The sequence below is a fragment of the Variovorax sp. YR752 genome, from assembly GCF_943372545.1.
On record NZ_CALRZC010000007.1, the window covers coordinates 19,576 to 30,966 of the forward strand.

Below are 11,391 nucleotides of genomic sequence, written 5' to 3' on the forward strand. Positions count from 1 at the left end.
TTTCGCGACAACTACGCGCGCGCGACGGTGACCGAGCCTAACGGCGCATCATTCCATTTCTGTCAGCCTCCAAAGCCCATGCAACGCGGGCCACTGGTAGCCAGTGGATCACATACGCTTGAGCCGATTCACCAAGCGCAGCGAATCGGCAACCTCGGCGATATGCAGCGCATCTTGATCGACAAAATAGGATCGCCCAATCTTGACCGGCGCTGGAACGATGCGCCCTTGACGCACCCATATGCGCAGCGTGTTCCGGGCCGGTGGCGGGCTGAAGCGGAGCGCAGCCCAAGCATCTAGGGTTATCTTTGGGCGCATTCAGCTGTCCTTCGTTCGTCGTGGGTGCCTAGCTACATCTCTAGTCGCCGTGAGGAGAGTCCGTGATCTCTCTCCAAAATTTCCAGCAAGCTGTCCTTTCCGCACAGGTGCCCGGCACCGCAAAAAACCATCACCGACGATCCCGTCGCCGCCTCTTCCGCGATCTTTGGTGCCCAAGCTTGATTGCGGCGCTTGTACATGGCATTGTGGATCGCTGGCGTTGTGTCCCTCTTGGTCATCTCTGAGAGCTTCTTTACGTCGTGGCGGCGCCATGCGTTGTACGTGGTATCGAGGTTCTTCTGCGCTTGCAGCGAATTGGGAATGCGCTTGCGCAATGTGGCGACATAGTCTGCCAGCGGCACCTCGGAGAAGCTTCCCAAAAAATCCGAGGCCCCCTCCAGCTCTCGCATTGATTGCTCGCCGTACCACTCTGCCAAGAGTGCCTCCACGCCGAGCGAAAAACGAAGTCCCATCTGCCCAGCGGCGAGCCACGCGCCCAGCAAATTGCAACGATCAAGAGCGGGTAAGGATGTGGTTTCCCAGTATTTCGAGATTACCGCCAGAACATCAGCGGGCAATTGTGTTGGCGAGAGGTGCGACGGAGTCGCAAAAACTCCTTGAGCTTTCGCCTGGTGCGTCTCCACGTAGTGGACCTCAGCCGATTCAAATGCTCGTCGCATCGCGACTTGCCACTTTTCCTGTCCGACCGACACGATATGCATGGTCCCCATGATTCGGACATTCGTCCCTTGAATCTGATACAGCACTGCGGCGCCTCCTCGTGAATGGCTTGATTGTCAGACACTTCATGTCGCGACACGAGCAACGTTGCCCTAGAACACTACCCGCGTCGGAGCCGATTTACCAATCGGTCCCCTGCCATGACCTCGGCAATGTGCCGTGCCCCAGGCTCCACGTACCAGGTCTTTCCAATCTTGATTGGGGCTGGGATGATGCGTCCCGCCTTCACCCACAGGCGTAATGTCCGATCTGCTGGTGGTGGGTCGAACTGCTGAACGGCCCATTTGGCCAATGAGATTTTGAGAGCCATTTCAAGAGGTCCTTGAGCATTATCTTCAGGCCCATCCTGCCGAATATGCCTCGGATAGGGCAACGCCGCCCAGCCCGAAGAAGTCACAATGTCGCCATGCCTGACATCACATCAATCCTCAAAGCTGAAATCTCTCGCGTAGCTCGGAAAGAGGTCCGCGCAGAAATCGAAACGCTCAAGAAGGCCTCGACAAGCCATCGCTCAGCAATTGCAGACCTGCGCCGGCAGATTAGCGCGCTGGAGAAGGAATTGCGGCGCGTCAGCAAAGGCACTACACGCCAAGCCGCTGCGGCGACACCAGACGATGCAGACGGCTCAGACACAAAGCGCCGATTCAGTGCAACCCGCCTTGCGGGACATCGGGCCAAGCTCGGACTCTCCGCCGCAAGCTATGGAGCGCTTGTCGGTGTTTCGGGCCAGACGATCTATCACTGGGAGCAAGGCAAGGCACGTCCGCGTGCGGCCCAGCTCGAAAGTCTGGCGACGGTGCGAAGCCTTGGGGCGCGTGATATTGCGGAGCGCTTGGCCGCTCAATGATCCAGCCGTTTGGCGGCTACTGTAGGGCGCAACTCACTCGCAGTCAGTCGTCACGACACAGCCCTGGGCGACCTCCCCACACGTCCGGGGAGCAATGGAGGGTGGTTGCCTCTGTGTGCAGCGCCAAAGTGACGGGTTTTGCCACCCGATTGCTGCTTGCCATTGCAACCAGCAATGAGGCGAGCAGACAGAAGGCCGGGATTCTGGAAGTTGTTACCAAGAAACTTAGCAACTATTAGCCACTTGGACGAAAACCGAGGGAAACGGGCTCTTCGCCGGCATCCTGCAAGTCTGAGGTCGGGCCCAAGAACAGGCTTTCCGCTTGACTCGGGACGCGCGTCGAGTGACAAAGCAGTGGTGTGCCCTGCCCCGGCCTTCCACCGCCTTTTTTGAGCATCCTCAAACTCTCCATCCCGTGAGTGCGCCGCAGGAAGCTGGCCAGCAGAGCGAATGGAGGTTCAAGCTTCGTCTTCAATCAGGCGAGCACCGTCTGAATCTGGACGCGCTACCGAATTCCGCTTAAAGAGATAGCAGGTACAAACCCCTAGCGCAAATTCCTAGGCATTCCGGAAACTCAAAGCGTCCGGCTTAGGATGAGGAGTAGGTCTTGAATAAATTCGAGGGATATAAATCCTGTTTCGATGCACAGAGGCTTGTTAAGCCATGGTAGCTGTGCCCAAAAAGCGCCGCCCTCCAGCGAAACGCACAAGTTCCGCCACGACGGCCACCACGGCTGCACCGTCTGTCGAGTCTTTCGACGCAGAATCTCCTCTTACCCCGAAGGCATATCCGGAACTTGTATTCGGATTGGTTGGCCCTGTGGGTGTGGATCTTGATCCGGTGATCAATGCTCTCTCGAAGGAGTTGAAGATCGCGCAATACCGGACCCAAACCATTCGTCTCAGCGAACAAATTCAACGGTTCTTCGGAACGGATCACAGTAGAGACGCCGAAGACGAGCGGATCGTCAGTCTCATGGACGAAGGTACTCGTTTACGAGAGGGAAGCGAGCGAGGCGACGCTGTCGCCCTGCTGGCAATCGCTGAAATTCGTCGCGTCCGCGCGGAAGTACTTGGTGGACGGGCCGAAAAAAACGCCTACGTACTGCGCTCTCTTAAACATCCGCACGAGGTGCAGACCCTTCGCCAAGTCTACGGTAAAGGATTCTTTCTAATTTCCGTCTACTCTCCGCGCGATGTGCGTGTCAGTGCCATGGCAGAGCGAATCAGCAAAGCGCTGTATGGCGCCTCAAAAGGCGCCAGAGCAAAGGCGGAGAGCATTGTGGAGAGGGATGAGATTGAGGAAAACACAAAGCTTGGTCAGGACGTGAAGGATGCGTTCCCGCTTGCAGATTTGTTTGTAGATGGGAGGAACAAGACTGCACTAGCAAACCAGATTTCGCGCTTCGTCGAATTGCTCTTCGGGAATGTTTTCCATACTCCGAGTCGAGACGAGCATGGCATGTACCATGCGCGTTCTGCAGCCCTGCGTTCTGCAGACCTCAATCGCCAAGTAGGTGCTGCAATCCTTCGGCCAGAAGGAGACTTAGTTGTCGTCGGTTGCAACGATGTTCCAAAGGCAGGCGGGGATCTGTATTGGCCTGAGGATGCCGGTGATGCGAGGGATTTTCAGAAAGGTGTTGATGCGAGCGCTGATCAGCGCGTGCAGGTGCTTGGCGAGCTGATTGAAAGATTCAAGGAGCACGGACTCCTTTCGAACAACGCAGCATCAGAGAAAACCGACAAGTTCGTGCGAGAACTAATTTCGGGGTCCAAGAAGGTTGTTCTCAAGGGAACAAACGTCATGAATCTTTTGGAGTTTGGACGAAGTGTTCATGCGGAAATGGCTGCTCTCACTTCCGCTGCGAGGCTAGGAGTTTCGGTTAAGGGGGCAACGCTGTTCTGCACAACGTTTCCGTGCCACATGTGTGCCCGCCACATAGTGGCGAGCGGCATCAAGCGAGTTGTCTATGTGGAGCCGTACCCGAAGAGCAAAGCCAAACTTCTTCACCCAGACGCTATCAGCGTCGACCCCACGGTTCCCTCCACAGATCTAGTCAACTTCGAGCCCTTCGAAGGAGTCTCCCCACGGCAGTATCAAGAGATCTTCGACTCGGCAGATCTCAGAAAAGACGCTGACGGACGCGCTGTCGAGTGGAGGCTCAACAGCGGCACGCCGAGAATCTTGAGGTTTCGCAACACATACATGGCCATCGAAGATGCGATCGTCGCCTTCGAAGTGCCTCGTCTTGCCAGGGCTCTCGGAATTAGTCTAGAGTTGGAGTTTGACGAATCAAGGAGCACGAATGACCATGAAAAAGCACACAAGCCTCGCTGAGCAAGTCAAGCAAGCTCAGACGGTCGTGAGCGGTTGGTCTGAAGCGAAGCGCTCATCGCTTCATCTTGACGGCGTCGATGTGTTTCTCAATCGAAAATCGACGACGCACAGGACGCCGCAAAGCTCCCTTCAAGAGCCTCGCTCCAAGAAGGTTGCGGCATAGGTCTTGCGATTGAGGATTTGCTGTCCTCTCTGCTTGGCCCTCATCGGCGTTGCATTAAAGCGACGCAGTAGATTTTCGCGGTATTTTTCCCGGTACTTCTACTGGGGGGCCGAAGAAAGTCCAACAACCATGCGCCCTACAGCCTGATTTTCGATTCCTGTCGAAGCACCACATCCAAGGCCTGGGACTTCCCAAGCGCCTTTCGGCTCCCCCAGTGACACAGTGCCTTCAATGGCCTGCCTCACCCCAAGCACGTCATCACGTGCCTGGAGTTCGAGGGTTTCAGGCGTCTCGGAGACTCACGCCTGCGAGCGCACGTTGTCGCGCGATCTCACGGACATCCGCCCACCATGTGGACCACCGCTGCGCGACCTTGTCCGCCGTGAAGCGCTCTGCGGACGCCAATGCGCCGAAGCGAAGGTCATACGCTTTCTCGGGGTCCTCCAGCAGCGCCACGATCGCATCGGCCATCGCGCCGACCTCTCCGGGAGGAACCAGGATGCCGGCATTCCGGCCCTCCAGCAAATCCTTCGGACCGTACTTCACGGAAAAGGCCACCAGCGGGCGCGCGTGGGCCAGGCACTCCAATCCGAACAACGAGAAACCCTCCTCGCTGGACGCCATCACGCCGAGACTCGACGCCCTGAAGAGGGTGGCAACGTCACTCGCGTAGCCGTGGACAAAGATGCTCCCCGCCAGACCGGCGGCGTCGACGCGTGCCTGGAGCGCCGCCTGCAGAGGGCCGACGCCGTAGTTGTGCAACTGCGCATCCGGGATCTTTCGGAGGACGCGCTCGAACACCTGAAAAAGCAACTCATGCTGCTTCTTCGCTGTGTAGCGCGCCAGATAGATCACCCGTTTCTCCGGCAAAGAAGCAGATTCGACGGTCTCGGGCACACGAGACAACGCGTGCGGGATCACATTCAACTTCATGGCCGGCACACCGGTCTCGAGCAAGTCCCGCTGCTGCTCTTCCGTGGCAACAATGAGGCTGTCGAAAGAGTCCGGATCTTCGAGCAGATGCCGATAGCTGATTTTCAGTTGCCCACTGGGAAGCCGATGGGTGCTGTGCACGAAGGCACTGACAGTGCAGTGAAGCCGGCGGCTTGCCGCGCTCTGCCGGAGCTTGCGGTACATCTCGTTCTTGTCGACGAGAAAGTGCCAGGTCACGTCTTCTTCCAGATTGGCGCCCATCATCGCGCAGACAAAGTCACTCTCGGTCGCGTAGGTGATCGAGATGCCCTGCGCACTGCGCAACTCGATGGCCTGCAGATCCGCGCCGCCTCGGCCCGGCTTGAACGTCTTTCGCATCAAGACCTGGCCGTTCGCCAGTTCGAATTCTTCGCAACCGGTCTGCGTCGAATCCCACGCTGCGGGGTGGCTGACCTTTCGCAGCGAAAGCCTGGCAATGTTCGGCTTGCCTCCCCCCGCAGGCGAGCCAGCCGCCGAACGCGATGAAGCAAGCGGGATCAGCAGGCCCTCGTCACGCATGTCCACGAGCCAGTCATAGACATTGAGCACCCTCGTTTCCGAAGGCAGCGCTCCCTCGGCCTTCAAGGTCGCCACGTTTTCACGCAGGCGAGGAGAGAAATTGCTGGTCAGTATCCATGGGGTGATGCCGAGGTGCCCATGGAAGAGATGGGCTCGGCGGATGCCTGCGACCTCAATGCCGTTGCCGATCTGGCGCAGATTTTCCTGCAAGAACAACACGCGCTCCGCCCGGGAAGGCCCCACAACTCCCGCCGTTCCTGAAATCGCCGATGCGTGGTCGGCCTTGAGCGGCGAATTCCCAGTGTCGTTCGTCAAACCCAACTCCTCGAGGTACGTGCTTGCAGGGTGCGTGGCGTCGAATTGTCAATCAAGACGGCATTGCAGCGTCGCTGCTTCGGACCGTCGACGGTGGTGCGTCGATTCGGGCGCTGCATTCAAACCCGGATGCGTGCGTGCCGCCTCGCGCAGTGACGCGCCTTCCATCCACGGCCCGACGGCGCGACGGACTACTTTTGGATGCGCGGCGTAACGGCATGCTGCCCCTCATAGCAGACACAACACAGCAGGGGGCAAGCGATGAACAAGACCGAGGCCTTGGCGGCCATGGTGGAAGTGGCTCGGATCGGGCGCGGCATGACGCCCGCCGACGCACTCACGCACCTGGGCGAACTGATCGCGCAAGAGTCACCGGACGATCCGGCGCATGACGCCAATGTCGAAAGGCTGCTGCGCCTCGGCGCCTGCATCTGGTCCTTGCGGCGTGGGCTGTTCTTGCCCGAGCTGGCCGGGCGCGGCGACGCGCCGGAAGCAGCGCAGCGACCCCGCGAGATCGCACCCATCGGCACGGTGCCTGCGCGTGCATCGCACCCCGTCTCGCACCACCCGGTGATTCCGGCGCTGAGCACGTCGGGGCACTACGGGCTCGCGACCGCGTTCACACCACCCGATATTCCTCCACCACAAAGGCGGTGATCTCGGCCAGGAAGGTCTTGGCGTGCGCCATCGTGCGTTGGCCTTCGGGTGAGGCAAAAGCGGCGTTCAGCGTGTCGGGGTTCTCGAACCACAGCTCGACGATGCCGTCGATCGGCAGCTCGGCGTAGCCGCAGGGCGTGCCTTTGTCGAACTCGCGCGCGACCACCACGTTCTGGCGGTAGCCGGCCACGCCGGGCATGCGGCGCACATGGTCGGCGTGCACCTTCCATTCACGGCGGAAGTCGGCCTCCGACTGCGCGGCCGGGCGGCGCAGGGTCGAGATGCGCTTGAGCATCACCGGCCCCGCCAACGATGCGGGCGATGGCGGCGCGATGACCTCGGTCTGCTCGACCGTCACGATATGCAGCCCGCCCAGAAAGTGCTGCTCGTCGGCGCGGATCTCTGCGGCGAGTTCGCCGATGTTGAAAGCCGCATCGGCCTGCGCCGCGGCATCGAACAGCAGCTGCGAGAAGCCATCGAAGTCCCACGGTCCGCGCGCGAAGTCGATGCCGCGCTGCAGGCGATCGGTCACGCGGTTCTGGCGGTAGCCGCGCAGCGTGGGCAGGCGCGCGACGAGCGGGCCGTGGCGTTCGCGCCAGTGGCGGCTGAAGGCCTCGTCGGTCCAGCCGGGCTGCTTGCGGATCAGGCCCATGCGCAGGGTCGTGGTGGTCGGTTCGGTCATCGGCCGGTCTCCTTGTGAGGTTGCGTGTGCTCTGCTTCGGCGCGCGCACGCGCCAGGCCGGGCGCGCGCTTGGCGAGCCACACGCCGTGGCGCACGGGCCAGCGCTGGTATTGCGGGTCGGCGCCGAGTGCGGCGGCTGCGTGGTGCGGCCAGTAGGGGTCGAACAAGGCTTCGCGGCCGAGCGCGATCAAGTCGGCCTGCCCGGCGGCGAGCACGGCTTCTGCCTGCTGCGCGTCGACGATCATCCCGACGGCCTGAGTGACCACGCCGGCCTCGCGCCGGATGCGCTCCGAGAACGGCACCTGGAAGCCCAGGCCGCGCGGCACGGGCAGCGCGCGTGTCTCTTCGGTGAGGCCACCCGACGAGCAGTCGATCACGTCGACGCCGCAACGCTTCAGCTCGCGCGCAAGCACCACCGAGTCGTCGAGGTTCCAGCCGTCGAGCGTGCCGTCCACGGCCGAGAGGCGACAGAACAGCGGCTTGCCGGCGGGCCATGCGGCGCGCACGCGCTGCGCGATTTCCAAGGCGAGCGACATGCGGTGCTCGCGGCTGCCGCCGAGCGCGTCGTCGCGGTGGTTGGCATTGGGCGACAGGAAGCTCGCCACCAGATAACCATGGCCGAAGTGCAGCTCGACCACGTCGAAGCCGGCCTTGTCGGCGCGCACGGTGGCATCGACAAAACGCTGCACGACCTCGGCCATGTCTGCGGCATCAAGCGCGCGCGGCGCCGACCAGCCGGGGCCGGCCGCGAGCGCGCTGGGGCCCAGGCGCTCCCACGGCTCGTCGTCGGCCGCCATGCGCGCCGGGTCGATGGCGGCACCGCCCTCCCACAGCGGCTCGCTGCCGGCTTTGCGGCCCGCGTGCGCGAGCTGCACGCCGATGGCGCTGCCTTGCGCGTGGACGAAGTCGACCACGGCCTTCAGCGGTGCGATCTGGCTGTCGTTCCACAGGCCGAGGTCGGCGGTGCCGATGCGCCCGCGCGGATCGACGGCGGTGCTCTCGGTGAGGATCAGGCCCGCGCCGCCGAGCGCGAACTTGCCCAGGTGCACCAGGTGCCACGGCGTGGCATGGCCGCGCTCGGCAGCGTGCTGGCACATGGGCGAGATGACGATGCGGTTGGCGAGCGTGAGCTCGCGCAGCTGCAAAGGCTGGAACAGCAGGGGAAGTGAATCGGACATGAGAAGAAGGGTTCAGGGTGCGCGGGCAGCCACGGGCCGCGTGCCGAGCCAGGTGCCGGTCATCACCGCGGCAAAGCCGAACAGGTGCCACCACGTGAGCACTTCGCCCAGCAGCAGCGCCGCGAACAGCACGCCGAACACCGGCACCCAGTAGAGAAAGACGGCCGTGCGCGCCACGCCGATGACGGAGATCGCACGGTTCCAGATGAGGTTGCCCGCGGCGGTGGCCGCGATGCCCGAGAACAGCACCAGCGCCCACGGCCACACGCCGGGAAAGAGCTGCGCTGTGCCCAGCCGCGACGGCCCGAGCACGGTGTGCACCACGAGCATGAGCGTGCCGATCATGTAGATGACCCAGCTGATCGACAGCGGATCGATCTGCCGCGCCAGCCGCTGCACGCCCACGCCGCCGACCGCGAAGCTCACCACCGACAGCGCAAGCATCAGATCGCCGATGCCGGCGCTCGACAGCCCCGCGCCCGGGTGGCTCAGCACCACCGCGGCCACGCCCATGAAGCCCAAGGCCACACCCACCATGCGGCGCGGCGTGAAGCGCTCGCCGAAGACCAGCGCGGCCATCAGCGCCGACACCAGCGGACTCAGCGCCATGATGAGCGCGCCGTTGGTGGCGGTGGAGCGCAGCAGCCCCTGCGCGAACAGGATCTGGTTGCCGTAGACCATGAGGAATGCGCAGCCCGCCATCACCGCGAGCTGCCGCGCCGTGAGCTTGGGCACGCCGCCCCGCCGCCACAGCACGATGGCGCTGAGCGCGCAGCACGCCACACCCATGCGCAGTGCCGAGAGCGGCAGCGTCTCGAAGGACGTGGTGAGCGCCTTCACGACCGACACGTTCACGCCCCACACCAGCATCGCGAGCAGCATCCAGCCCTGCACGGACGCGGGCGTGGCGCCGTGCGAGGGCGCGTGTTGGATCACGCTAGCTTTCGAGCGCGTTCCACATCTCGATGTCGCGCTCGGCTGTCCAGATGCGCGGGTGCACGTGGCCGGTGGCCTCGTCGTAAGCACGGGTCACGTCGAAGGGCATGCAGTGGTCGAAGATGACCCAGTGGCCGTAGGTCGGGCGCAGCGCGGCCACGGTTTCCTTGTAGATCACGTTGAGCGACTTGCCTTCTGCCACGCCGTTGTTCACCAGCGTGTAGACGTCGGAGATGAAGGCGCGCGTGGAGGCAATCGCCTTGCGCACGTCGGCGGCGTTTTCCAGCGCGGCACCACGGCCGGGCACCAGCTTCTCGAAGCCGAAGCCAGCCAGGCGATCCAGCGTGGTGGGCCAGTCGCGGAAATAGCAGTCGCCCGCGTACGCGGTGCTCTGGTATTCGACGAGGTCGCCCGCGAAGCAGATCTTCTGGTCTTCGAGGTAGGCGATGGTGTCGCCCTTGGTGTGGCCGCGGCCCACTTGAGCGATCTTCACTTCGAGTTTCTTGCCGAGCCACACGCTCATGGTGCCGTCGAAGGTCATGGTGGGCCAGGTGAGGCCGGCCGGCACCGACTCGACGTTGCGGAACAGGCGCGGGAAGCGGCCGATCTCGCTGGCCTTGTCCTGCTCGCCGCGCTCGACGATCAGGTCGTAGGTGTCGCGGCTGGCAATGATCTGCTCGGCGCCTTCCTTGAAGTACGCCGACGCGCCCAGCACGCGCACCGCGTGGTAGTGGCTCAGCAGCACGTACTTGATGGGCAGCGGCGTCACTTCGCGGATGCGGCGAATCACGTCCTGCGCCATCGCGGGCGTGGCCTGGGTGTCGACCACCATCACGGCCTCATCGCCGATGAAGACGCCGGTGTTCGGGTCGCCCTCGGCGGTGTAGGCGTAGGCGTTCTCCGAGAGGCGGGTGAAGGAGACCTTCTTTTCTTCGAGGTCGGCCTGGCTGGCGAATTTCTTGGTGGTCATGAGTGGTCCTTTGAAGTGAGAGGGAAAGTCAGTGCGTGCCGAGATAGGCGGACTTCACCTTGGGGTTGTCGAGCAGCTCGCGGCCGGAGCCTTCGAGCGTGATGCAGCCGGTTTCGAGCACGTAGGCACGGTCGGCCACGCCAAGCGCCTGCTTGGCCATCTGTTCCACCAGCAGGATCGTGAGACCCGAGCTGCGCAGCTGGCGGATGGCGTCGAAGATGTCCTTGATGATGAGCGGCGCCAGGCCCAGCGAGGGCTCGTCGAGCAGCAGCAGGCGCGGCTCGCTCATGAGCGCGCGGGCAATCGCGAGCATCTGCTGCTCGCCGCCCGACAGCGTGCCGGACAGTTGATGCTCGCGTTCCTTCAAGCGCGGAAAGCGCGCGAACTCACGCGCGATGGCGCGCTCCACGAAGGCCTTGTCGCTGCGGCGCGAATAAGCGCCGAGCATCAGGTTCTCGCGCACGGTCTGGTCGGGGAACACGCCGCGGCCTTCGGGCGACAGCGCCACGCCCAGGCCCACGCGCTGGTGCGCGGGCACCTGCGTGCAGTCCTTGCCGTCGATGAGCACGCGGCCTTCGGCCACGGGCTCCAGCCCGACGATGCTCTTGAGCAGCGTGCTCTTGCCGGCGCCGTTGGCGCCGATGATGGTGACGACCTCGCCCGCGCGCACTTCCAGGCTCACGCCCTTGACGGCCTCGATGGCGCCGTACGAGACCTTCACCGATTCGATTTTCAACATGATGGTTTCGGTCCTCT

The 11,391-nt window shown here is 62.8% G+C and carries 12 protein-coding genes; 3 read left to right on the forward strand and 9 right to left on the reverse strand.

The features are described 5' to 3' along the window. Positions 1-108: 108 nt before the first annotated feature. From AAG801_RS02725 to AAG801_RS02735, 3 genes are all read right to left on the reverse strand, one after another. The gene (locus tag AAG801_RS02725; RefSeq protein WP_341887061.1) at positions 109-318 is read right to left on the reverse strand and encodes an excisionase; all 210 of its coding nucleotides are present in this window, start codon (positions 316-318) and stop codon (positions 109-111) included. 32 nt (positions 319-350) lie between these two features. Continuing rightward, positions 351-1,085, reverse strand: coding sequence for a TraB/GumN family protein (locus tag AAG801_RS02730; RefSeq protein ID WP_341887062.1), 735 nt, complete (start codon positions 1,083-1,085; stop codon positions 351-353). A 74-nt stretch (positions 1,086-1,159) separates the two neighbouring features. Further along, on the reverse strand, positions 1,160-1,369 hold the full coding sequence (locus AAG801_RS02735; protein ID WP_341887063.1) for an excisionase: 210 nt from the start codon (positions 1,367-1,369) through the stop codon (positions 1,160-1,162). Between the two features lie 96 nt (positions 1,370-1,465). On the opposite strand from AAG801_RS02735, the gene AAG801_RS02740 reads away from it, so the two are divergent. After that, positions 1,466-1,906: a helix-turn-helix transcriptional regulator gene (locus tag AAG801_RS02740; RefSeq protein ID WP_341887064.1), complete on the forward strand. Its 441-nt coding sequence runs from the start codon at positions 1,466-1,468 to the stop codon at positions 1,904-1,906. A gap of 663 nt (positions 1,907-2,569) precedes the next feature. Next, entirely contained in the window at positions 2,570-4,243 is a 1,674-nt protein-coding gene (locus AAG801_RS02745) for an anti-phage dCTP deaminase (RefSeq protein WP_341887065.1), read from the forward strand. A gap of 445 nt (positions 4,244-4,688) precedes the next feature. On the opposite strand, the gene AAG801_RS02750 is transcribed toward AAG801_RS02745, so the two are convergent. Next, positions 4,689-6,212, reverse strand: a complete 1,524-nt coding sequence (locus tag AAG801_RS02750) for a glycosyltransferase (RefSeq protein WP_341887066.1) — start codon at positions 6,210-6,212, stop codon at positions 4,689-4,691. A gap of 261 nt (positions 6,213-6,473) precedes the next feature. Here AAG801_RS02750 and AAG801_RS02755 point away from each other — a divergent pair, with 261 nt between their 5' ends. Then, a complete protein-coding gene (locus tag AAG801_RS02755) occupies positions 6,474-6,869 on the forward strand; it encodes a hypothetical protein (protein ID WP_341887067.1) in 396 nt (131 codons plus the stop codon). Here the strand turns inward: AAG801_RS02755 and AAG801_RS02760 are convergent. From AAG801_RS02760 to AAG801_RS02780, 5 genes are read right to left on the reverse strand one after another with little or no spacing between them, the layout of a single operon-like run. Continuing rightward, positions 6,832-7,551 carry an EthD domain-containing protein gene (locus AAG801_RS02760; protein ID WP_341887068.1) on the reverse strand — a complete coding sequence of 240 codons (720 nt, stop codon included), beginning with the start codon at positions 7,549-7,551 and terminating at the stop codon, positions 6,832-6,834. The genes AAG801_RS02755 and AAG801_RS02760 overlap by 38 nt on opposite strands. After that, a complete protein-coding gene (locus AAG801_RS02765; RefSeq protein WP_341887069.1) occupies positions 7,548-8,729 on the reverse strand; it encodes an NADH:flavin oxidoreductase/NADH oxidase in 1,182 nt (393 codons plus the stop codon). The genes AAG801_RS02760 and AAG801_RS02765 overlap by 4 nt, the downstream gene beginning before the upstream one ends. Positions 8,730-8,741: 12 nt before the next feature. Further along, positions 8,742-9,665: a DMT family transporter gene (locus AAG801_RS02770; protein WP_341887070.1), complete on the reverse strand. Its 924-nt coding sequence runs from the start codon at positions 9,663-9,665 to the stop codon at positions 8,742-8,744. A 1-nt stretch (position 9,666) separates the two neighbouring features. After that, positions 9,667-10,635, reverse strand: a complete 969-nt coding sequence (locus AAG801_RS02775; protein ID WP_341887071.1) for an MBL fold metallo-hydrolase — start codon at positions 10,633-10,635, stop codon at positions 9,667-9,669. Between the two features lie 28 nt (positions 10,636-10,663). After that, the gene (locus AAG801_RS02780; RefSeq protein ID WP_341887072.1) at positions 10,664-11,374 is read right to left on the reverse strand and encodes an ABC transporter ATP-binding protein; all 711 of its coding nucleotides are present in this window, start codon (positions 11,372-11,374) and stop codon (positions 10,664-10,666) included. Positions 11,375-11,391 lie beyond the last annotated feature (17 nt).